Below are 20,707 nucleotides of genomic sequence, written 5' to 3' on the forward strand. Positions count from 1 at the left end.
TGGGGTGCGGCTGGGAAGACCATCTGGGCGGGGGTGCCCGCGCCCGGCCGGGTAAGGCCGTTGTCACAGGCGGCAGCTATGTTGCAGCTCGATACGTACGCGAGCGGGGGGAGTGCCAATGGTGGTCGAGGTGGGGTACGCGCAGGCGTGGGACCTGGAGACGCGCGTCCCCTGGCAGCCGATATCCGTGGAGGAGGCCCGTGCGCGGGATGCCGCCGGGCTTCCGTACGTGGTGGTGTACCGGGCGGCGGGCCGGGAGGCTCCGCTGGAGGTCCGGCTCGTCTCTTGGCGGGATCACTATGTCGGACTGTGGGTCTACGACGCGCAGGGCCGCCGTACCTGCGAACTGGACATGCGGCTGCTGGACGACCCGGCTCGGCTGCTGCGCCGGTATTCCGTCGGCTGGAACTACACCGGGCCGGAGATGACGGAATTCGACGAGGCGTGTCCGCGCATCACCATGGAGCTCTTGCCGGACGGGAGGGGCCAGAGGACGGAGGAGCCCCGAGGCAAGGGCGGGGGCGCGCACGTCACCGTGCCCAGGGTCCGCCGCGACGAGCACTGGGCGGACCGGCCTGTCTTCGGGGAGTGGCCGCTTCTCTCGGCCCGGTTCCATGGGCTGGCAGAGCCGCCGGTCCTCGAGATCAGCGAGGCGGCCGCGGCAGCCGACGACGGTAGCGGCCTCGCTCCCGCCACCTGCTGGCGTCCGCCCCGCCCCGCGCAGCCCGGATCGATCGGTGAGCTGTTCCGGCCCGGGGTGCGCGTGACCGACGGATACCACCCCGAGATGACGATCGTGGAACCACGCCGCATCGGCACGCTGCGCGTACCCAGCGGGCTGCTGGCCGTCTCCGGCCCGGACATCGACCACGGCGACGGCCCGCACATCACGGTCCCCGTCCCGCCCGGGGAGTACGTACTGGAGGAGGCGCAGGCCAGACACACCTACCACTGCGAGTGGGAGGGGAGCGAGGTCACCCGTACCGACACCATGGCCGTCCGCCTGCTCGTCAGCGAGGCTCCCGCCGCGTCCTGGGAGATGGCGCTCAGGCCCGACGACGACCTCCGGCTGTTCATCGAGAACCAGATCTCCGGTTTCGACACCGACGGCGCCACCGGCTGCTTCGCCGATGCCGGAGCCTGGGAACCCCTCCTCGCGCTGTTCGAGAAAGGGCTGATCCAGGGAGACCCGGACCTGGACCCGGATGTCTACGAGGACCTCAGCGACTCCATGTACCTGCTGCGTACCCGGGACCAGGCCTCCGGCGGCGAGCTGGCGGCCTTCGCGACCACGGGGGACGGCACCTATCCCGTCTGGGTCGGCCGTTCCGAGGCCGGCGAGGTGGTCGGGGTCGTAGTACTGGTGGAGGGGATGCCCGAGCTGCTCCCAGAAGACGGCGCCACCGCCGGTGCCTGACGTGGCCTACACGTAGTCCGAGACCCGCCACGTACTGCCGACGACGACGGGACCTCCACGAACAGAACAGGTAGACGATTCCCCAGCTGGTGATCTGGGTGGCGCACAGAGCGGGCAGGGTGGCGCGGGGCCGTGACCGGTCCCCTGTCCCGGTCGCGGCCTCGCTGGTGGGGGGTTGGTCAGCGGAGAGTCAGCAGCAGTTGCCCGGTGCGGCCGGTTCCTTGGAGTCGGCGCCGACCGTGGTCGGATCTGCGCAGCAGGTGCTGCCCGGTTGCTTGGCCAGGGTGTCGGCGTCGGCCTTGACGACGTAGACCTCCCAGGGTTCCTGGCCGGGGCCGTGGACCCAGACCTTGTCCTGGAGGGCGTAGCAGCAGGTGGTGTCGTTCTCCACGTCGGTGACGAGGCCGGCCTCGCTCAGGCGGGTGGTGGCGGCGTGGACGGCGTCGGAGCTGTCGACCTCGACACCGAGGTGGTCCATGCGCGTTGCCTCGCTCGCGGTGCCTTCGATCAGGACGAGCTTGAGCGGGGGCTCGGCGATGGCGAAGTTGGCGTAGCCGTCGCGGAGTTTGGCGGGCTCGGTGCCGAACAGCTTGCTGTAGAAGGCGACGGACGCATCGAGGTCGGGGACGCGCAGGGCGAGCTGTACACGGGACGTCATGGCAAACCTCCTTCGGTTGGGTGGCGAGTTCAGCAGCCGCCGGAAGCGGCAGGGGCGCCGATGCCGATCTGCAGGGTGGCCGGGGCGGCGCAGCAGCCGCCGCCCTGACTGCTCGGGGCGGCGTCGGGGTCGTCGAACAGGCCCGCGCCGCCGCAGACTCCGGTCTCCGGCAGGGTCAGCTCGACGCGCTCGGCGGCCTCGCGGTCCCCGGCGATCGCCGCCGTGATGGAGCGGACCTGCTCGTAGCCGGTCATCGCGAGGAACGTGGGCGCGCGGCCGTAGGACTTCATGCCGACCAGGTAGACGTCCTGCTCCGGGTGGGCGAGTTCGTTGACGCCGTGCGGGTAGACCGTGCCGCAGGAGTGGACGTTCGGGTCGATCAGTGGGGCCAGCGCGGTGGGGGCCTGGAGGCGTTCGTCGAGGCCGAGGCGGATTTCGGAGAGGAAGGACAGGTCGGGGCGGAAGCCGGTCAGGACGATGACTTCGTCGACCGGGTCCAGGCGGCGGCCGTCCTCCGCCACGAGGACCAACTGACCGTCGGCGTCGCGTTCCACGGCCTGGGTGCGGAATCCGGTGGCCGCGCTCGCGTGGCCGGCTTCGACGGCGGCCTTGGCGCGCAGGCCCAGCGCGCCGCGCGCGGGGAGCTGGTCGGTCTCGCCTCCGCCGTACGTGTTCGCGCTGATGCCGCGGCGCAGGATCCACACGGCGTGGGTCCCGTCTTCCTCCTTGGCCAGATCGGCGAGGTAGGCGAGGGCGGTGAAGGCGGAGGCTCCCGAGCCGATCACAGCGGTGCGCTTGCCCGCGTACCGGGCGCGTACGGCCGCATCGCCCAGGTCGGGGACGCGGTAGGAGATGCACTCGGCGGCCGTCTTCTCGCCGAGGGCGGGCAGGCCGTCGGCGCCCATCGGACCGGGGGTGGACCAGGTGCCGGAAGCGTCGATGACGGCGCGGGCCGTGATCCGCTCCTCGCGACCGTCGGCGAGCTGGATGTGGACGGTGAAGGGCTGCTCGTCGCGGCCGGAGTCGACGATGCGGTCACGGCCGGCGCGGGCGACGCCGGTGACCGTGGTGCCGTAGCGGACCGTGTCGCCGAGGACGTCGGCGAGCGGCTGCAGGTACTGTTCGGCCCAGTCGGCGCCGGTGGGGTAGGCGGCGCCGTCGGGGCGGTTCCAGCCGGTCGGGGCGAGGAGCTTCTCGGCGGTCGGGTCGGTGACCTCGGCCCAGGGGGAGAACAGCCGCACGTGCGACCAGGCCCGCACGGCGGTGCCGGCGGAGGGCCCGGACTCCAGGACGAGCGGTTCGAGGCCGCGTTCCATGAGATGGGCGGCGGCAGCGAGGCCGACGGGGCCGGCTCCGACGACCACGACGGGCAGCTGGTCAGTGGTGGGCGCGTTCACGAACATCCCCTTTGTTTCGACATTCGTCGATGGCTTGCGCGGCCCAGGATGGCACCTGTATCGATGAACGTCAACATAGACATTCATCAAATCCGCAGGGGCGGCGCAGCCTGTCGCCGAAATCTCCGCGCGTGTCGGGTGGAATACCGTCCGGGCCGCGCGGCACATCACCGCCCGCCTGCCCGCACCCGAGGCCGACCGGCCCTCGCACCGCTGGTTCGATGTATGTCAACATAGATGCATGTCGAATACGAAGGTGCTGCCGCTGCTGGATGCCGGTGAGGCTGTGGCGTCGTGCTGCCCGCCGCTGACGGAACGCCCCTTCACCGCGGAGGAGGCCGAGACCGCCGCGCGGATGTTCAAGGCACTCGGCGACCCAGTGCGGCTGCGGCTGTTCTCGCTGGTCGCCTCGCACGAGGGCGGCGAGGCGTGCGTGTGCGACATCTCCGACGTGGGTGTCTCCCAGCCGACCGTCTCCCACCATCTGAAAAAGCTCAAGGAGGCCGGCCTGCTCACCTCCGAACGGCGCGGCACCTGGGTCTACTACCGGGTCGAACCGTCCGTACTGGCCGCGATGGGCAAACTGCTGACCATCGTCCCGACCGCAGCCTGACCACCACGACGGCGCAGGGCGCCCGCCTGCCATGCGGGGGCGGGCCAGTGCTCGCGCCCCCGCCGCAGTCCCCGGGGGCTCGGCGGCGGACGGCTTCGGCTACCGCCCCGGCTACGGCAGCCGATCATGAACATCTTGTTGCGGGCCACCCCGCCGCTCTCCACGACGCTGATACTGGCCGGGCGTTCGAAGGGTTCGGGGATGCGGGGGGCGAGGGTGGACTGGACGGTGCCGGGAGGGCTGGCCGCCGGCCTGCTGATCGCGACCGTGACCGCACCCGTCGGCGTGTCTGGCGCGGTGTTCCTCCTCCCCGTCCAGCTCAGCGTTTTCGGCGTGCCCAACCCGGCGGTCACCCCGACCAACCTGCTGTTCAACGTCGTTGCCGGTCCCGGCGCCCTGTGGCGCTACCGCCACGACGGCGCCCTGCGCGGTGCCCTCGTCCGGCGCCTGGTGCTGGGCACGCTGCCCGGCGTCGTCCTCGGAGCCGCCATCCGTGTCTTCGCCCTCCCCGGCCCGGGCGTCTTCCGGCTCCTGATCGCCACCCTGCTGCTGCCGCTCGGCCTGTGGCTGTGCCTGCGCGCCCTCACCCCGTCACACCACCGGCAGCCGCCCGCAGGCGAGTTGTCCCCACGCACCCTCACCGGCCTCGCCCTGGCGGTCGGCGTGGTCGGCGGCATCTACGGCATCGGCGGCGGCTCCCTCCTCGGCCCGATCCTCGCCGGACGCGGTCTGCCCGTGGCACGTGTCGCCCCGGCCGCGCTCGCCGCCACCTTCGCCACCTCCCTCGTCGGCGCCGCCGTCTACGCACTGCTGTCGCTCGTGAGCTCCGGAGACGTCGCCCCCGACTGGTGGCTCGGGCTCGCCTGCGGCACCGGCGGACTGATCGGCGGCTACCTCGGCGCACGCCTCCAGCCCCGCATGCCCGAACGAGCCCTACGGCTCCTGCTCGGCACCCTCGCCACAGCCCTCGGCGCCCTGTACGCCGCCCAGACCCTGAGCTGAGCCCCGGCCCCAAGAACCCACGCGGGAGACCTCACTCACGAGAGCACTCCGCACGGGTTCCTGCGCTGCTTGCTCCAGGCACAAGTGCAGGCTCGCGCACGTCAAGTGGGGTCTGGGGATGCCCATCCTCGCGGATCTGCGGCCGGGCTCCTTACGCGACCAGGTCGGCGATCTCGAGGGTGGCCTCTCGGGCGGGGCGTCCGACGCCGATGAGGGTGGCGGAGGCGGGGCCGGTCCAGTCGCCGTAGCCGAGCAGGTGCAGGCGCGGTTCGCCGACCGCGCGGGTGCCCGTCGTGGCGATGTGGCCGCGCGGGCCGCGGAGTTGGAGTGGGGCGAGGTGGGAGAGGGTGGGCCGGAATCCGGTGCACCAGATGATCGCGTCGGCCTCGGCGCGGGTGCCGTCGGCCCACTCGACACCGGCGGGGTGGAGCCGGGAGAACATCGGGCGCGCGGTGAGCAGGCCGCGGTCGCGGGCTTCGCGTACGGGCGGGACGGCGACGATGTCTCCGAGTGAGGTGACCCCGCCCGTGTCCGTGTGGCCTGCGTCGAGGGCGCGTCGGCGGGCGGTGGCCGCGTCGAACAGGGCGCGGCCGTCGATGTGGTCGGCCAGAAGGCGGGGCGGGCGCTGGGTGACCCAGGTCAGCTGGGTGTCGTGCGCGAGGTCGGCGGCGATCTGGGCGCCGGAGTTGCCGCCCCCTACGACGACCACGCGGCGGCCGGCGAAATCCTGCGGACGCGTGTAGGCCACGGTGTGCAGCTGGCGGCCCTCGAAGACCGCGCGGCCGGGGACGGCCGGCAGGAAGGGCCGCCACCAGGTCCCCGTCGCGCTGATCACGGCGCGGGCCTGCCACGTGCCCGAGTCGGTCTCCACCCGCAGGCACGCGCCGTCCCGGTGGACGCCGATCACGCGCACGGACCGTTCGACGGGGAGTTCGTACCGCTTCTCGTAGTCGGTCAGGTACTCCACCACGTGCTCCGCATCGGGGTAGGTCTGGCCGGTCTGCGCGGGCATGAGACGGCCGGGCAGCGAGGAGTACGCGGCTGGAGAGAACAGGTGCAGTGAGTCCCAGGCGTGCTGCCAGGCGCCACCGGGCGTGGTCTGGGCGTCGAGGATGGCGAAGTCGAGGCCGAGGCGGCGCAGGTGGTAGCCGGCGGCGAGCCCGGCCTGGCCGCCGCCGATCACCACCACCTGGGACGTACGTGTCACGCGGCGGCTTTCCGGCCGGGCGTGAAGATGAGCGCCACCAGCGCCAAGCCGACCGCGGCGCCGACGAGTTGCATGGCGATGAAGCCCGTGACCGAGCTGGGGGCGATGCCCGCGAAGGTGTCGGTGAAGGCGCGGCCGATGGTCACCGCCGGGTTGGCGAACGACGTGGACGAGGTGAACCAGTACGCGGCGCCGATGTAGGAGGCGACCGCGACCGGGGCGAAGCGCAGGCGATCGGCACGGGCGAGGCCGAAGATCAGCAGGATCAGACCGGCCGTCGCGACGACCTCACCGAGCAGCAGATGCCCGGCCGAGCGGTCGTGCGTGGACCACTTCACCAGCGGCTCACCGAACATCGCATCCGCAAGGATCGCACCCGCGATCGCGCCGACGATCTGGGCGGGAACATAGACAGCCGCCTCGCGCAGGCAGACGCCCGCGCCGCCGCGGCGGGCACTCCACCACTCGGCAAGAGTGACGACGGGGTTGAGGTGCGCGCCGGAGACCGGGCCGAGCAGGAGGATCAGGACACCCAGGCCAAAGACGGTGGCCGTGGAGTTCGCGAGCAACTGCAGGCCGACGTCCTTGGTCAGTTCGGTGGCCTGGATGCCGGAGCCGACCACGACCGCCACCAGGGCAGCGGTGCCGATCAGTTCGGCGGCGGCCTTTGCGATCAGCGGAGGAGTCCGGGGCAGGGGGGCACCCGGGGCGGGATGGGGCTCGGTGCCGGGCGCTGTGGCGGACTCCTCGGCTTGATCGTGCTCGGTGGCCTCGGTGGCGGTCAACAGAACTCCTCGGTGCAGGTCGCCGCAAAGGGCGGGGATCAGGGGCAGGACCGCTTGACGGTGTTCTCGGCGGTGGCGCGCGCGGTCTGCGCCAGCTCGGCGAACTGGCCGGCCAGGGTGGCGATGACCTCCGGCTTGAGCCGGTAGTAGGTGAACCGGCCGCACGGTTCCGTCTCCACCACGCCCGCCTCTCTCAGCACCTTCAGATGGTTGGAGAGGTTGGTCTGCTTCGCCCCCGTCTCCTCGATCAGGTGCGTGCTGCAGAGCGTCTCCCGGGCAAGGAGGGTGACGATCTGAAGGCGGAGCGGGTCGGCCAGAACCCGCATCAGATCAGTGTCGACTGACGTCAGCATGGACTGATACTTTCACATCAGTTAGAGCTGATACCAGTCCGGGCTGAGCCCCGGCTGCCACGGAGCCCGCCTGCCACGAAGGAAGAACCGATGTCCGACACCCCGCTCGCGTCCGTGCTCTTCGTCTGCGTCCACAACGCAGGCCGCTCCCAGATGGCCGCCGGGTTCCTTCGCCACCTGGCGGGCGACCGGGTCGAGGTCCGCTCCGCGGGCTCGCTCCCCGGCGACCAGGTCAACCCCGCCGCCGTGGCCGCCATGGCCGAGGCGGGCATCGACATCTCCGACCAGAAGCCGAAGGTCCTCACACCCGAGGCCGTCCAGGCGTCGGACTACGTCATCACCATGGGCTGCGGCGACGCCTGCCCGTACTTCCCCGGCAGGACCTACCTCGACTGGCAGTTGGACGACCCGGCCGGCCAGGGCGTGGAGGCCGTACGCCCCATCCGGGACGAGATCAGGGGCCTCATCGAGGGGCTCGTCGCCGAGATCGACACGAAGAAGGAGCACGAGAGCTGACCTCACCATGACGACCGCCACGACAGGCGCCGAGGACGTACGCGAGGTCATCGTCATCGGGTCCTGCCCGGCCAGATACACCGCGGCTCTCTACACCGCACACACCCAGCTCAAGCCGCTGCTGTTCCGCAGCTCCATATTCGTCGACAACTCACTCACCACGACCACCGAGGTCGAGAACTTCCCCGGCTTCCCCGACGGGGCCGACGGCCCGGACCTGATGGTCACCATACGGGCCCAGGCGGAGAAGTTCGGCGCCGAGATGATCGACGACGACATCGTCTCCGTGGACCTGACCGGTGACATCAAGCTGCTGACCGACTCCGCCGGGACCGTACACCGCGCGAAGGCCGTGATCATCGCCACCGGCTCCGGCTACCGCAAGCTCGGGCTACCGCAAGCTCGGGCTACCGCAAGCTCGGGCTGCCCAAGGAGGAACTCCTTCCTCTCGTTGGCTTGCCTCATCTGCTGAAGGTGCCTCAAGAGGACCGGATCGTGATCGCGTCACGAGCTCATGGGAAATGATTTGAGCGAGGCGGCGGGCCGCTGCTACTTTCGCGGTGGACCGTGAAGTCGTCATATGGAGGTGAGCCCCGTGAACACAGTTACCCATGGGTGCTCCCCCAACCCGTCACGGTCCGGCGGCTGACGTTCGGTGTCGCCAGGAGCGCCTGAGATCGAGGCACTCCTGGAAGGAGACTCCGATGAACACGAAGCCTTTCACATCTGGCCTGAGCGAGAACGCGGTGATGATCACGCGCGTCGCGGACAGGCAATGGCAGGCACTGGATGACGACTTGGTGGTCGGACGCGGGCATGCGGAGCATCGGCCCGACGGACGCTTGTTCGTCAGCATCGACGCCTGGCACGACGCCACCTTCGACCGGCTCGCCGAGGCGATGCTGGCGGAACTGCCGGCGCCGCTGTACACGGTGGTCGACGAAGCCGACGTCGAGCTGACGGCCGGCTGGCGGCGGGCCGGTTTCACGATCCGGCGCCGCGAGTGGGAGTACGTCGTGCCGACCGACCCGCGGGTCACAGGGCTCGAAGCAGTCATGCCGCCTTCGGGCGTGACGATCGTGCCCGCCGGTCAGGCGGACGAGAGTCTGCTGCGGGCGGTGGACCGCGCGATCCGTGACGAAGTCGAGGCGACCGTCGGGTGGCGGTCGATGCCCGCGGAGGTAATTCACCGCCCCGAAGGCGACACCATCGTCGACCCGTCGAAGTACGCGGTGGCCGCGGCGCCGGACCGCTACCTGGGTCTGATCCGGGTGGTGACGGTGAAGCGGCCGCGCATCGGGCTGGTCGCGGTCCGGGCCGGCGAGCAGCGCCGCGGCATCGCGCGGGCGCTGCTGGCCCACGCGCTGGGGACGCTGCACCGCTCCGGGGTCGCCGCGGCCTGGACCGAAGTCCACGAGTCCAACCAAGCAGGCTCGGCGCTGTTCGAGGGCATCGGCGCCCGGCCGATGAGCAGCAACCTGGAGCTGGTGCGATGACGAAGAACAAGAACGTCATCGAAGTCGAGGGCAAGGTCGTCGAGTGCCTGCGCAGCGCCATGTTCACCGTGGAGCTCGAGAACGGTCACCAGGTGCTCGCGCACATCAGCGGGAAGATCCGCAAGAACTACATCAAGATCATGCTGGAAGACCGGGTGCTGGTGGAGCTCCCGCCGTACGACCTGACGCGCGGCCGGATCGTGTTCCGGTACCGGAACTAGCGGCGGTCGGCACCTTCCGCGGCAGCTGATCCCGGGGCCCCGGTCACGGTGTTTCCGTGACCGGGGCCCCGATGATGGCTCGCATGGCCGCAGCGGCACCATCGCCTTCGACCACCATCACCTTCGACCACCCTCAGGTCGGATCCCTGGAACTGCGTCACGAGAAACTGCTGATCACCCACACGGACCGGCAGACGCTTGTCATCTACCACGCCGACCCCGGCACTCCCACCGCCGAACGCCGCGCCCTCCTCGCTTCCTTGGCCTCAACCCCGGCGCCCTCTTCTGCAGAGCGCGCTGCATCAGACGTCCGGCGTCCGGCGTCCGGCGTCCATGAGCCCACCCTCCGGGCTGCTCACACCCGCACTGCGTGACGTGTGCGCCCCCATCAGCCGGGCCGCACACGGCTGTTCGCTTTGGCTGACGCAGCCGGAGTATGCGTCTCTTGAACGGACTCGTGGGTCGCCGACTTCTTACCACTCCACGACCTGGAACGACGCCGACACACGTTCGATTTGCTGGCGCGTCGAGCACGAGAATCGCGAAACAAGCCACACCGCATAGGTGCACGGCAACCATTTCTATTCGATGGCATAATTGCACAAATTGGCGGAGTGCGACTTTTACTGAGTCGCGACATCTGAGTGTTGGGCCAGAATCTGAAGATTTTCCCTTGCCGGGCAAGTGATCCTCCGGAAAATCAGAATTGAGGCGCCATGAAGCATGCGGAAACCGGGGCACGGTCGGCCGGACAGGCGCCGCCGACCGTGCACGAGGTCGACGTCACCCTGAACGTGAACGGCACACTCCACCGGCTCCGGCTCGATGCGCGGGTCACGCTGCTTGACGCGCTGCGTGACCACCTGGGCCTCACCGGAGCGAAAAAGGGGTGCGATCAGGGTGCGTGCGGGGCCTGCACGGTCATGGTCGACGGGAAGCGCGTGGTGTCGTGTCTCGCGCTGGCCGCGCAGTACGAGGGGCGGGAGATCACCACCGTGGAATCGCTGTCGGTCGACGGCGAGTTGCACCCCATGCAGGCGGCCTTCGCCAGGCATGACGCGTTCCAGTGCGGTTACTGCACGCCGGGGCAGATCATGTCCGCCGTATGCCTCATCGCCGAGGGACGTGCGAACTCGGAGGAGGACATTCGCGAGTTCATGAGCGGCAACATCTGCCGTTGCGGCGCCTACCCGAACATTCGCGCGGCGATTCGCGAAGTGACAATGGAAGGTTGACGATGCACCCCTTCGAGTATGCGCGGGCCACCGACGCCGACCAGGCCGTGGCCGTTGTCAGCGCTGATCCGCACGCGTCGTTCCTGGCCGGCGGCACCACGCAGCTGGACCTGATGAAGGACGGGGTTCTCCACCCCGAACGGCTCATCGACATCACCCGCCTCCCCCTCGGCGGCATCACGCACACCGGCTCGGCGATCCGGGTCGGCGCGCTCACGACGATGGAGGAGCTGGCCGCCGACCCCGTCGTAGGAGAGAGACTGCCGTTCGTCCGGGAAGCCCTGCTGTTCGGCGCCTCGACCCAGTTGCGCAACATGGCCACCATCGGCGGAAACCTGCTGCAGCGAGCCCGGTGCCGGTACTTCAGAGACCCCACCGTCACCGCCTGCAACAAGCGCACCCCGGGCTCGGGGTGTGCCGCCATCACGGGAATCCAGCGTATGCACGCCATCCTGGGCACCAGCGACCACTGCATCGCCCTGCACGCCTCGGACGTCGCGGTACCACTGACCGCGCTCGACGCGATCGTCCACGTCCAGGGCCCGGACGGTGCACGGTCGATTCCCCTGACGCAGTTCTACCTGCCGCCGGGCGACACACCCCACATCGAGAACGTGCTGCGGCACGGTGAGCTGATCACTGCAGTCGAGATCCCCCTACTTCCCCAAGGCGCACGGTCTCACTACATCAAGGTCCGTGACCGCGTCTCCTACGAGTTCGCGCTGACCTCTGCCGGCGTCTCTCTGGTCATCGAGGACGGCCTCATTCAGGAGGCGCGCGTGGCGCTGGGCGGGGTCGGCACCATCCCCTGGCGCGCCCGGGACGCGGAGGATCTCCTGGAGGGGGCCCGCGCGGAGGCCGACGTATTCCGTACGGCGGCGGAGGCGGCCCTCGAGGGGGCCAGGCCGCTACCCGGAACCGCATTCAAGGTGGAGCTGGCCAAGCGCACTCTCGTGCGCACGCTCGAGACCGTTGCGGGAGCGCTGTCATGACGACTCTGGAAACCGGCAAGACCGTCGGGGCAGGCCTTGACCGCGTGGACGCCCCCCTGAAGGTGACCGGAGCGGCGCAGTACCCCAACGACTTCTCCGTCCCCGGTATGGCGCACGCCGCCTTGGTGGGCAGCACCATCGCCGCGGGGCGCATCCGCGGCATCGATGTGACCAAGGCCCTGGCGGCGCCGGGTGTGCTGACCGTCATCACGCATCTGACCGCGCCGAAGCTGGAACGCGGCCCGGTGACGCTGCTGGGCGGATCGCCTCCGGCTCCGCTGCAGGACGACCGCGTCCTGCACCACGGTCAGCACATCGCGGTCGTGGTGGCCGAGAGCGCGGAGCAGGCCCGGCACGCCGCACGGCTGGTACGCGTCGAGTACGAGGCGGCCGAGGCCGTGCTCGACGTCGACGACCCGCGTGCCGAGATCGTCGAGAACCCCTGGGGGCTGGACACCCAACGCGGCGACGTGGGCGCCGGATTCGCCCAGGCGGACATCGTCGTCGAGGGCACCTACACCACACCCGACAACACCAACAACCCGCTCGGCCTGATGGCCACGCTCGCATCCTGGCACGGGGACGCGCTCACCGTGCACGACTCCACCCAGTGGCCGCACAACGTGCGTACCTCACTGGCCGCGATCTTCAAGGTCCCCGAGAGCGGCATCCGCGTGCTCGCCCCCTTCGTCGGAGGCGGCTTCGGGGCCGGCCTGCGCGTGTGGCCCCACGTCATCCTCACCGTGCTCGCGGCCCGCGAGGTCAAGCGTCCGGTCAAGCTGGTCCTGACCCGGCCGGAGATGTTCACCTCCGTCGGGCACCGGCCCAACAGCGTCCAGCAGATCAAGATCGGTGCCACCCGCGAGGGAGACCTCGTCGCCATCGAACACCACGGCATCTCGTCGGTCGCGATGGAGGACGACGACTACGAACCGGTCTCCCTCGGATCCGCCCTCTCCTACGCTTGCCCCAACGTGCTGACCCGCGACCGGCAGGCACGCCTGAACATCCCCTGCCCGGGCTCCATGCGCGCGCCGGCCGAGGGCCAGGGCAACTTCGCCCTCGAGTCCGCCATCGACGAAGTCGCCTACGCCCTCCGTATGGACCCCCTCGAGATCCGCCTGCGCAACTACGCAGAGGAGAACCCGGTACTCGGCCTTCCCTGGTCGAGCAAGGCACTGCGGGAGTGCTATCTGGAAGGCGCCGAACGGTTCGGCTGGTCGCGCCGCACGCCGCAACCGGGCTCCATGCGGGACGGCCGCTGGCTCATCGGCTACGGCCTGGCCGGTGTCTCCTACCCCTTCTACCAGGTGCCGTGCCAGGCACGCGCCTCCGTGCGTCGTGACGGCTCCGCATACGTACGCAGCGCCGCCACCGACATCGGAACCGGCACCTACACCGTCATGACCCAGCTGGCGGCGGAGCTTCTGGGACTCGACATCACCCGAGTGCGTTTCGACCTCGGCGACTCCGACATGCCGTACTCACCACAGGCCGGCGGCTCCGGCCTCACCGGCGCCCTCGCCAACGCCATCCACGCCGCCTGCCGACGCCTGGCGCAGGAATTCCTCGACCTGGTGCGCGACGACACCGAATCCCCACTGCGCGCAGCCGCGCTCGATGAAGTGACGGTCACCGCCGGGCGCCTCCACCGCATCGCGGACCCCGAACAAGGCGAGCCCTACGTCGACATCCTGGCCCGGCATGGTCTGGAGGAACTCAGCGCCGACGGCAGAAGCACGCCTCCTCTGAAGGAGGAACTGGGCATGGCCATCGCCGGCGCCTTCGGCGCGAAATTCGTCGAGGTACGCATCGACCCCGAGCTGGGCCTGCTGCGCGTGGCACGGGTGGTGTCCGCCATCGACGGCGGTCGCATCCTCAACGAGAAAACCGCCACCAGCCAGATCGTCGGCGGCACGGTCGGCGGCATCAGCCAGGCGATGTTCGAGGAAACAGCCACCGACCAGGGCACCGGCCGCATCGCCAACGCGACGTTCGGCGACTACCTCATGCCTGTCAACGCGGACATTCCCGACATGGACGTGCTGTTCGTCGGCGGGCCCGACCGGGCAACCGCCGTCGGCACCAAGGGAATCGGCGAAGTCGGACTGGTCGGCCTGGCCGCGGCCATCGGCAACGCCGTCTTCCACGCCACCGGACGCCGCATCCGCTCCCTCCCCCTCACCATCGACCAGCTCATGCTCTGAGAGACCGGCTCCTCGGCCGATGAGCCGCGGAGCCGTCCCCGTCGCCGGCCCCACCGTCCGGCGCCGTATCGAACCGCCGTAGTCCGGGGAGAAACCCGGCCAGGGCCTCGTCGGCGGCGAGGCCCTGGCGGCCCTGACCATGGACGACACGGTGCCACAGCCGGTCCTCACGGAGGTCGCCCAGGAGACCGGCGCGACCAGCGCCCGCGCGTTCAACCTGGGCTGAGCCACGGCCGGTCGTCGCCCGCGGGCCCGCCTTCCACCGGGGGATGCGGGCCCGCCCGAGTTCAGGGCCGGTGCCGCACGAAGCTGATGTAGGCGAACCCCTCGCCCGCGCGTGGCGCCCGGGTCCAGGACCGGGTGGTGAAGGTGTGGAGCGCGCCTTGGGTCAGCGCGAAGCGGGGGAGCGAAAGCCCGAGTTCGGTGTGCAGGGCGTCCAATACACGTAGTTCGCCCTCCAGTTCACTGTTGTCCGGGCTGAAGAGCCGTGCGGGGTCCAGGGCCTGGGGTATCGCACCGGAGCGCTGGATCTCCGTACCCCGCACGGTGAAGGCGTAGAGCTCCTGGCCCTGTTCGGCCACCGACAAGTGGAACGCGGCCGGGTGGTCACCCGGGGACGAGCGCCTCGCATCGCGCCACACCACGACCGCGCGGCCGGCCGAGGAGGCGGCCGCAGCGGGGGACAGAAACAGCTTGTTCAGGTGGTGGTGGGAGTGGCCGTCGAAGGCGAAGGCCCAGGCTTCGGCGGTGCGGCCGACAGCGACCACGGCCCGGTCCTCCCAGGGTTGCACGCCCTCCCTTTCGTGGGACTTGGGTGCCCGCCAGCGCGCCAGCGGATCCGCGGGCGCGCTCAGTTCGGCGCCTTCCTCGCCGATCAGGGCGGGCAGGCGGCCGGGGTCGATCCCCTCGACCCAGACACAGCGGTATCCGTCGAGCGGCTGCCGGTTCGCCGCAGGCTCCGTCAGCCAGGCCAGGCCCGGCGGGTCGAGATCGGGCAGCGGCTCAGGAACGGGTCCCCTCTCCCCGGCCCGCGGTGTCGCGAGGATTTCCCGCCCACGTTCCGGGGTGATCAGCGCACCCAGGACCGGATCGGCGAGCAGGCCGATCGGGGCGATCAGCAAGGGCCCCGGCGCCTCCCACAGCGGGAGCGCGTCCCGCAGCACCCGCCACGCGGCGTCGGTCGGCCCCCAGCGGGCCGACTCCCGGGCCTCGGTGACGGCCCTGCCCCATGGTCCGGGAGGCGCGTAGCGATGGGTGCCGTCCCGCAGTGTGCTCAGTACGGCCTCGGCGGTCTTGCGGGCGACCCCGCGGGCGGTCATCATCCCGAGCCAGTGGTCGTCGCCGCCCAGCCGCCATTCGCCGCGTGCCGGCGTCATGGCCTGCATGGGCAGAATCTCGGGCAGGTAGCGCGGGTCGGTTACCAGATTGCCGTAATCCCGGGAGCTGTGCGGAGCCAGCAGATGCCTCAGCTGGTTCAGCAGGACGGCACTTCGTGGCCGTCCGAAGGACAGCGCCTCCTCGAGCAGGGGCAGGGCCTCCTCGTACCGTCCGCGCAGGGCCAGCAGGCGGGCCTCCTCCACATGGGCGTCCTGGGCGCGCGTGGTCGCGTTCACGAAGTCGGCTCTCTGAACCCGGTCGGCGTGGAAGCCGCGGTACATGGCCTCCATGTACGCGCGGAACGACGGGTACCGGTCGGGCAGTTCGCCGCTCCAGCCCTTGTAGACGTACAGCGCCCACTCGCCGTCCTGGTCGCTGTCGCCCGGGTCGAGCAGGGCGTACGACATGTCGGAGTCCGTCTCCAGCCGTAGCGCCCGTTGCCACATCCCGGCCAGCAGGACGTCCTCCTTGCGCGGGTTGTCGCCCAGATTCTCCTCGTACAGCGGGGTCATGTCGTACGGATCCTGGAACCAGCCGATGTCCGCGGCGCCGCCGAGCTGATAGACCCCGGCCGTCTGGTCCACATGCCATCCGTCGCTCACGGCCAAAAACTCCCGGTACGAGGGCGGCAGCCGCTGCCCCAGCCGCTCCTCGGCCGCGGCGATCGCCGCCTCGTCCGCCCCGGGCCTGCCCAGAGGGACGACAATCTGCCCGCCGTCCCCGTCCGCGTCCTCGTCCGCGCGCGGAACCCACTCCTCCTGCCAACGTCCCAGGAAGTCATGCCATTTGAAAGACTCGCCACTCATGGCCCGATGGTGTCATCCGGCACTGACAACGGGCCTGCCTGCGATGCAGCATGCTGCGAAGGCCGGCCTACAGCCGGATGCATTCGTCGATCACAATCTGCGGGTCGACTGTGCGTGGCATGAAGACGTACCGCAGCCACCCCCGGCCGTGATCGAAATAGATGACGTGGGCTCCGCCAGGGCGCGTGGACTGCACTGGTTCGACGCTCATTCCGGCGGGGAGGTCTGCGGCCCGGTCGATACCCAGGAAATAGGGGTCTGTGCAGTGACCAGCTCGGCGCGAGCGGCGTCGCCCCAGGCCCGGGCCTCTGCCGGAAGGGCGTTTCTGCTGTCCTCGGCCTCCTTCGTCCAGTCGGCTTGCCAGGGCGGGCCCATGAATGCGCTCGTCACTGGCCGGGTTCCGCCTTGCTCGCCTCACGGCGCAGCCGTCCGGCCTCTTCGACGAGGCTCTTGGCGTGAGCATTGTCCGTGGCCTGGGCGGCCTCACCCTCCAGGCGGTGCACCCTGGCCTCGAGCTGAGGATCCCGGGCAAGCGCGAATTCTGCCCACCAGCGGGCCATGAAGGCGGGCAAGGGGGCGAGGTCGTAGGTGTCGGCGATCTTCTCGCGCCAGTTGCGGTCGAAGTCGGGCAGAAGCTTCGGCGTGTGCCGCGCGATGGCGGCACGCAGCGCCTTGGGGGTGCGTTCGGGCATGAGGGGGATCGATCTCCGCATGCCTGCGGCGGCGGTGGTCATCAGAAGACGCTCCTTCGTGACGGTCGAGACCGCTCAGGCGGCCTTGGGCCGGGGCGTGATGTCCGTGGGCCGGCCGGCGCTCTCGGCGGAGGTGAGGGCATCGCGCTGGGCGGTGGTGACCATCCGGGCGTACGGGTGGATGTCTCCGCGGGCGTAGGCGTCCAGCAGAAGCTCGCAGAGCGCGGACATCGACCGGACCTCCTCCTTCGTGCGACGCTCGTCGGCGCCTGTCCACACGGCGTCGCCGGCGAAGACGCTGCGCCCGCGCCGGCTGCCCGGCTGCGCTGTGATGGCGGTCCGGGGCAGGGGAAGGACTCCGGCGGCATACTCGGCCAGCGCCCGGCTCATGATCCAGATCAGAGGCAGGCCCTCGGATTTGGCGCGGGCCGCTGCGGCGTCCCACACGCTTTGGGCGACATTCGGGGCACGCTCCCTCTCGCCTTCCGCCGGCATCATGAGCTCCTGTCGTCGCGCTGCTTCCGCCGCCACGAACACCGTATTACGGATCTGATCGGTATAGCCGACTTCCTGCGTGCGGCCGAACTGGAGCCCGCCGAGCGGGCCGCGCTCGATCAGGGCGTGACCGTACGGCGCGGCCAGGGCTACACACTGCGGGCGCCGTCATAGGCCGGCTCTGGCGGTACGAGCGCCCGGATAGCGCGGGCGTGTGGCGGGCCTGTTGCCGGCAGGCTGAACGCGGTGCAGTGGGAGGTCCGGGGTGGGATGCGCCAGGTGTCGGGGCGGGGGCTAGGGTCGGCGGCGTTACGACCATCAGCAGCGGGAGACTCCATGCCGTCAGGGCACACGCAGCATGACGCCGCCCAGGCCCGGCCGACCGGACCCCGGCCGCTGGCTCCGCTTCCCTTTGACGTCGAGGCAGTCTTTCCGGAGCTGGTCGGTACGGCGCGCGAGGTCACCCTCCTCTACCCCCGGGCCGGGCAGCCGGGCCCGGGGGACAGTTCCATCGGTGGGCCACTGCTGTGGCCGGCCGAAGGAACTCGCCGACCGCATCGCCGAGTTGCCCGAGCAGACCGAGGTGGTCGCGTACTGCCGGGGCGCCTACTGCGTACTGGCCTACGACGCCGTACGCCTGCTGCGCGAACAGGGTCGCAAGGATGATTCCTGGTGCGCGAGGGTGGCAAAGCATCGGTGCCCGCTCGTCCACTGGTCGGTGACGCTGAGTGCAAGGTCCTCGGCGACCTCGTGGAGCGCTCGTCGTCCGAGCCGTGCCCAGGGAAAGAGCGGACCGCTCCGGCCGTGGAGGTCCTCGAACCGGGCGATGCACAGTTCTTCGACGTCGTGGGGGTCGACTTCGACGACGAGGCGCCCGGTGGGGGCGATGAGCCCGCCGCAGCGGCGCAGCAGGCTGCGAGGGTCGCCTCCGATGCCGATGTTTCCGTCGATGAGCAGCAGGGTCTGCCAGTCTCTCTCTGCGGGCAGCCGGTCGAAGACCGATCGGCGGAGTGCGAGCCCGCCCAGGGCGGTGGTCAGCTCGACCGCGCGAGGTGCGATGTCGACCCCGAGGGCGAAGACTCCCCGGCTCAGGAGTGCCCTGCACATGCGGCCCGGGCCGCAGCCGACATCGAGGACAGGGCCGGCGCAGCGTTCCAGCACGGTCTTGTCGGCCACTGTGGGCTGATCGTGCCACCGGTCCACCGGCATCCGGATGCGGCGCCCGTCGACCAGCCGTAAATACACCGGTCCACTGCCGAATCGCAGGGCCAGCGCGTAGGGATCCTCGTCGGCGTCGTACAGCTCGCCCTCGTCCGTTGTCACGGTGTGGCGCCATGACCTGAGGCGGGCCGGCTGTCGTCGGCGCGGCCGGCCCGCCGCACGCGGCGCAGTCTCATCGCGAAGGCCACCGCGGCGGCCGCGAAGAGCACGCCGGTGATCGCCAGCCACCGGCCGAGGTAGACGTCATCGGACAGCCCGGTGTCACCGGGGTACGGGACCGCAAGGCGAAAGACGAGGGGGAACCAGACCAGCAGGAGCAGACCTGACAGGAAGGCGGGGACGCGCAGGTAGTTGATCCATTGCACCGTGGGTTCACCGGCAGCGCGGTGCCGCAGTACGGAGAGGGCCGACAGGTCGGCCAGCGAGTACAGGGGCAGCAGGATCAGGTCGTGGAGGATCGCCGCGCCGACGAACCAGATCGCCACCTCCCAGGGCTGGACGGCAAACAGGCGCACCATGGCGTAGCCGGTGAGGGCGAACGAGGCGATCAGGACGAGCAGGTGCAAGGGGCCGTAGCCGTACCAGCGGACGAATCGTGTCATGGTCACGCCCTGAAGGTGAGCCGGTGAACCCACTTGGTGTTGTTCACACCGGGGTTGGCCGGGACGATGATGCGGGCCGGATAACCGTGGTCGAGCGAGAGGTCCGCGCCGTTGACGCGGAGGGCGAGCAGCGCTCGGGGGTCGCGGATCTGGTTGTCTCGCAGCACCACCCTGGTGAAGGGGCCGGGGGGTTGGATGGACTTGACCAGGACGCTTCCCGCGTCGGGCATTCCGGCCAGAGCGGCGAGGTCGGCCAGCCGGAGGCCACTCCAGTGCTGGTCTTCGGTGGACCATCCCTCCACGCAGGCGATCGGCAGTGCGGCGGCGTGCTGGGGCATCGCCAGGAGCTGCTCTCGGGTGAAGGCCCGTGGCGCTCCGCGTCCGTGGACCTCCAGCCGCCAGGTGGGGCCGACGAGCGCGGGGGTGACGCCCACTTTCGCCGCCGTCTTGTTGATCTGGAAGCTGTTCGGGCCGCTGCCCGGATCACGGTTGTGGGGCGCGAGCAGCGCGGTGGCGCGCATCCAGCCGCCGATGCTCTGTCCGGCTGTCACGACGAGGAGGAGCAGGGATCCCGCTCCCACCATGCCCACCGCGCCACGGCGGGTCATCGTCGGCGGGGCGGGCGCGGCCGCCACCAGGCCGTCGGGGTCGGGGGGTTCGGGGGCGGTGTGGGCGAGGTCGGTGCGCAGCTCGGCGCCAAGACTGCGCGAGCGCAGGGCCCGTGTCATCCGGCCGAGTCTGAGGCAGACATGGACGGCGAATGCGGCGATGAACACCCAGGCGCCGTAGAAGTGCAGACGGTAGAACGAGCCCGGGAAGACGTAGTAGAGCTGGATGTTCAAGATTCCGGTGACGAATTCGAAGATGACCCCGCCGACCAGCATCAGCAAGGACAGCCGCTCCAGTGCGTGAGCGACGGAGCGCACCGGCAGCCATTCGAACAGCTTCGGGATCACCGACCACAACTTGGCCAGCAGCACCGGGACCAGGACCACGCCCAGCGTCACGTGCACGCCCTGGATCAGCCGGTACAGCCAGTACGGATGCGAGGGCCAGCTGAAGAGGTAGAAGCCCAGCACGCCCTTGTCGGGGGTCTCGTCGTTGAGGGGGCTCAGGTCGGGGTTGTAGGAGGCGTAGGAGAGCAGCCCGGTGAAGAACAGCAGCGGAATGCCGATCAGGAGGACCAGGCCGAACACCGACGTCAGCCAGGGCCCTCGGATCGGACTGCGCCAGAACCCCGGCCGGAACGGACCAGGGGGCGGCGGCAGCTGCCCGATGCGCCGCGTCGTCGCCCGCGTACGAGCTGCGGCCGCCGAGACGGCAGTCGCCGCGGCGATGCGCACGCGCTTCAGTCGCTCCAGCACTGGCTTCTCGTCCGGTCTCCGGCGTCGCGACCCACCGGATGAGGCCGAACC

At 70.2% G+C, this 20,707-nt stretch carries 21 protein-coding genes and 1 pseudogene; 11 read left to right on the forward strand and 11 right to left on the reverse strand.

From position 1 onward, the window contains the following. The first annotated feature begins 118 nt into the window (after positions 1 to 118). Positions 119 to 1,417: a DUF4241 domain-containing protein gene (locus tag ACFY16_RS33395; RefSeq protein ID WP_390650964.1), complete on the forward strand. Its 1,299-nt coding sequence runs from the start codon at positions 119 to 121 to the stop codon at positions 1,415 to 1,417. A 190-nt stretch (positions 1,418 to 1,607) separates the two neighbouring features. Here the strand turns inward: ACFY16_RS33395 and ACFY16_RS33400 are convergent, their stop codons facing one another. Further along, entirely contained in the window at positions 1,608 to 2,075 is a 468-nt protein-coding gene (locus tag ACFY16_RS33400; RefSeq protein ID WP_390650965.1) for an ArsI/CadI family heavy metal resistance metalloenzyme, read from the reverse strand. Between the two features lie 29 nt (positions 2,076 to 2,104). After that, entirely contained in the window at positions 2,105 to 3,472 is a 1,368-nt protein-coding gene (locus ACFY16_RS33405) for an FAD-dependent oxidoreductase (RefSeq protein WP_390650966.1), read from the reverse strand. A gap of 241 nt (positions 3,473 to 3,713) precedes the next feature. Here ACFY16_RS33405 and ACFY16_RS33410 point away from each other — a divergent pair, with 241 nt between their 5' ends. Both ACFY16_RS33410 and ACFY16_RS33415 read left to right on the forward strand, forming a co-directional pair. Then, positions 3,714 to 4,085 (forward strand): ArsR/SmtB family transcription factor, encoded by a 372-nt coding sequence (locus ACFY16_RS33410; RefSeq protein WP_390650967.1) that lies wholly within the window; start codon positions 3,714 to 3,716, stop codon positions 4,083 to 4,085. A gap of 201 nt (positions 4,086 to 4,286) precedes the next feature. Further along, positions 4,287 to 5,087: a sulfite exporter TauE/SafE family protein gene (locus tag ACFY16_RS33415; RefSeq protein ID WP_390651072.1), complete on the forward strand. Its 801-nt coding sequence runs from the start codon at positions 4,287 to 4,289 to the stop codon at positions 5,085 to 5,087. Positions 5,088 to 5,238: 151 nt separating this feature from the next. Here the strand turns inward: ACFY16_RS33415 and ACFY16_RS33420 are convergent, their stop codons facing one another. Genes ACFY16_RS33420 through ACFY16_RS33430 form a run of 3 tightly spaced genes read right to left on the reverse strand, consistent with a single transcriptional unit; the run spans position 5,239 to position 7,432 of the window. Beyond that, positions 5,239 to 6,294, reverse strand: a complete 1,056-nt coding sequence (locus ACFY16_RS33420; protein ID WP_390650968.1) for an ArsO family NAD(P)H-dependent flavin-containing monooxygenase — start codon at positions 6,292 to 6,294, stop codon at positions 5,239 to 5,241. Beyond that, positions 6,291 to 7,079, reverse strand: coding sequence for an aquaporin (locus ACFY16_RS33425; RefSeq protein WP_390650969.1), 789 nt, complete (start codon positions 7,077 to 7,079; stop codon positions 6,291 to 6,293). The genes ACFY16_RS33420 and ACFY16_RS33425 overlap by 4 nt, the downstream gene beginning before the upstream one ends. A 38-nt stretch (positions 7,080 to 7,117) precedes the next feature. Beyond that, positions 7,118 to 7,432 carry an ArsR/SmtB family transcription factor gene (locus ACFY16_RS33430; RefSeq protein WP_390650970.1) on the reverse strand — a complete coding sequence of 105 codons (315 nt, stop codon included), beginning with the start codon at positions 7,430 to 7,432 and terminating at the stop codon, positions 7,118 to 7,120. Positions 7,433 to 7,522: 90 nt separating this feature from the next. On the opposite strand from ACFY16_RS33430, the gene ACFY16_RS33435 reads away from it, so the two are divergent. From ACFY16_RS33435 to ACFY16_RS33470, 8 genes and pseudogenes are all read left to right on the forward strand, one after another. After that, a complete protein-coding gene (locus ACFY16_RS33435; protein WP_390650971.1) occupies positions 7,523 to 7,948 on the forward strand; it encodes an arsenate reductase ArsC in 426 nt (141 codons plus the stop codon). A gap of 7 nt (positions 7,949 to 7,955) precedes the next feature. After that, a pseudogene (locus ACFY16_RS33440) lies at positions 7,956 to 8,372 on the forward strand (NAD(P)/FAD-dependent oxidoreductase); the annotation flags it as partial. Between the two features lie 280 nt (positions 8,373 to 8,652). Beyond that, positions 8,653 to 9,444, forward strand: a complete 792-nt coding sequence (locus ACFY16_RS33445; RefSeq protein WP_390650972.1) for a GNAT family N-acetyltransferase — start codon at positions 8,653 to 8,655, stop codon at positions 9,442 to 9,444. Then, complete coding sequence (infA, locus tag ACFY16_RS33450) at positions 9,441 to 9,665, forward strand: translation initiation factor IF-1 (protein ID WP_010981942.1); 225 nt, start codon at positions 9,441 to 9,443, stop codon at positions 9,663 to 9,665. The genes ACFY16_RS33445 and infA overlap by 4 nt, the downstream gene beginning before the upstream one ends. Positions 9,666 to 9,748: 83 nt before the next feature. Beyond that, positions 9,749 to 10,039 (forward strand): hypothetical protein, encoded by a 291-nt coding sequence (locus ACFY16_RS33455; protein WP_390650973.1) that lies wholly within the window; start codon positions 9,749 to 9,751, stop codon positions 10,037 to 10,039. 342 nt (positions 10,040 to 10,381) lie between these two features. Next, a complete protein-coding gene (locus ACFY16_RS33460; RefSeq protein ID WP_390650974.1) occupies positions 10,382 to 10,900 on the forward strand; it encodes a (2Fe-2S)-binding protein in 519 nt (172 codons plus the stop codon). 2 nt (positions 10,901 to 10,902) lie between these two features. Further along, a complete protein-coding gene (locus ACFY16_RS33465; RefSeq protein WP_390651073.1) occupies positions 10,903 to 11,892 on the forward strand; it encodes an FAD binding domain-containing protein in 990 nt (329 codons plus the stop codon). Further along, the gene (locus ACFY16_RS33470) at positions 11,889 to 14,099 is read left to right on the forward strand and encodes a xanthine dehydrogenase family protein molybdopterin-binding subunit (protein WP_390650975.1); all 2,211 of its coding nucleotides are present in this window, start codon (positions 11,889 to 11,891) and stop codon (positions 14,097 to 14,099) included. The genes ACFY16_RS33465 and ACFY16_RS33470 overlap by 4 nt, the downstream gene beginning before the upstream one ends. A 287-nt stretch (positions 14,100 to 14,386) precedes the next feature. On the opposite strand, the gene ACFY16_RS33475 is transcribed toward ACFY16_RS33470, so the two are convergent. The 6 genes from ACFY16_RS33475 to ACFY16_RS33500 form a co-directional block, all read right to left on the reverse strand. Continuing rightward, complete coding sequence (locus tag ACFY16_RS33475) at positions 14,387 to 16,282, reverse strand: SMI1/KNR4 family protein (RefSeq protein WP_390650976.1); 1,896 nt, start codon at positions 16,280 to 16,282, stop codon at positions 14,387 to 14,389. Between the two features lie 386 nt (positions 16,283 to 16,668). Further along, positions 16,669 to 17,016: a DUF6247 family protein gene (locus ACFY16_RS33480; protein WP_390650977.1), complete on the reverse strand. Its 348-nt coding sequence runs from the start codon at positions 17,014 to 17,016 to the stop codon at positions 16,669 to 16,671. A gap of 33 nt (positions 17,017 to 17,049) precedes the next feature. Then, positions 17,050 to 17,472 carry a hypothetical protein gene (locus ACFY16_RS33485; protein ID WP_390650978.1) on the reverse strand — a complete coding sequence of 141 codons (423 nt, stop codon included), beginning with the start codon at positions 17,470 to 17,472 and terminating at the stop codon, positions 17,050 to 17,052. 618 nt (positions 17,473 to 18,090) lie between these two features. Beyond that, positions 18,091 to 18,792 (reverse strand): class I SAM-dependent methyltransferase, encoded by a 702-nt coding sequence (locus ACFY16_RS33490; RefSeq protein WP_390650979.1) that lies wholly within the window; start codon positions 18,790 to 18,792, stop codon positions 18,091 to 18,093. Continuing rightward, entirely contained in the window at positions 18,789 to 19,292 is a 504-nt protein-coding gene (locus ACFY16_RS33495; RefSeq protein ID WP_390651074.1) for a hypothetical protein, read from the reverse strand. Before ACFY16_RS33495 ends, ACFY16_RS33490 begins: the two co-directional genes overlap by 4 nt. 2 nt (positions 19,293 to 19,294) lie before the next feature. Next, a complete protein-coding gene (locus ACFY16_RS33500; protein ID WP_390650980.1) occupies positions 19,295 to 20,656 on the reverse strand; it encodes a molybdopterin-dependent oxidoreductase in 1,362 nt (453 codons plus the stop codon). Between the last annotated feature and the right edge of the window lie 51 nt (positions 20,657 to 20,707).

The organism is Streptomyces sp. NPDC001315, from assembly GCF_042896175.1.
Taxonomy (GTDB): Bacteria; Actinomycetota; Actinomycetes; order Streptomycetales; family Streptomycetaceae; genus Streptomyces.

Coding starts and splice junctions, on each gene's coding strand:
- ACFY16_RS33465 (WP_390651073.1), top strand. CDS start 10,903: ATGCACCCCTTCGAGTATGCGCGGGCCACCGACGCCGACCAGGCCGTG.
- ACFY16_RS33460 (WP_390650974.1), top strand. CDS start 10,382: ATGAAGCATGCGGAAACCGGGGCACGGTCGGCCGGACAGGCGCCGCCG.
- infA (WP_010981942.1), top strand. CDS start 9,441: ATGACGAAGAACAAGAACGTCATCGAAGTCGAGGGCAAGGTCGTCGAG.
- ACFY16_RS33430 (WP_390650970.1), bottom strand. CDS start 7,432: ATGCTGACGTCAGTCGACACTGATCTGATGCGGGTTCTGGCCGACCCG.
- ACFY16_RS33495 (WP_390651074.1), bottom strand. CDS start 19,292: ATGACACGATTCGTCCGCTGGTACGGCTACGGCCCCTTGCACCTGCTC.
- ACFY16_RS33475 (WP_390650976.1), bottom strand. CDS start 16,282: ATGAGTGGCGAGTCTTTCAAATGGCATGACTTCCTGGGACGTTGGCAG.
- ACFY16_RS33435 (WP_390650971.1), top strand. CDS start 7,523: ATGTCCGACACCCCGCTCGCGTCCGTGCTCTTCGTCTGCGTCCACAAC.
- ACFY16_RS33455 (WP_390650973.1), top strand. CDS start 9,749: ATGGCCGCAGCGGCACCATCGCCTTCGACCACCATCACCTTCGACCAC.
- ACFY16_RS33415 (WP_390651072.1), top strand. CDS start 4,287: ATGCGGGGGGCGAGGGTGGACTGGACGGTGCCGGGAGGGCTGGCCGCC.
- ACFY16_RS33410 (WP_390650967.1), top strand. CDS start 3,714: ATGTCGAATACGAAGGTGCTGCCGCTGCTGGATGCCGGTGAGGCTGTG.
- ACFY16_RS33470 (WP_390650975.1), top strand. CDS start 11,889: ATGACGACTCTGGAAACCGGCAAGACCGTCGGGGCAGGCCTTGACCGC.
- ACFY16_RS33445 (WP_390650972.1), top strand. CDS start 8,653: ATGAACACGAAGCCTTTCACATCTGGCCTGAGCGAGAACGCGGTGATG.
- ACFY16_RS33395 (WP_390650964.1), top strand. CDS start 119: ATGGTGGTCGAGGTGGGGTACGCGCAGGCGTGGGACCTGGAGACGCGC.
- ACFY16_RS33480 (WP_390650977.1), bottom strand. CDS start 17,016: ATGACCACCGCCGCCGCAGGCATGCGGAGATCGATCCCCCTCATGCCC.
- ACFY16_RS33485 (WP_390650978.1), bottom strand. CDS start 17,472: ATGATGCCGGCGGAAGGCGAGAGGGAGCGTGCCCCGAATGTCGCCCAA.
- ACFY16_RS33400 (WP_390650965.1), bottom strand. CDS start 2,075: ATGACGTCCCGTGTACAGCTCGCCCTGCGCGTCCCCGACCTCGATGCG.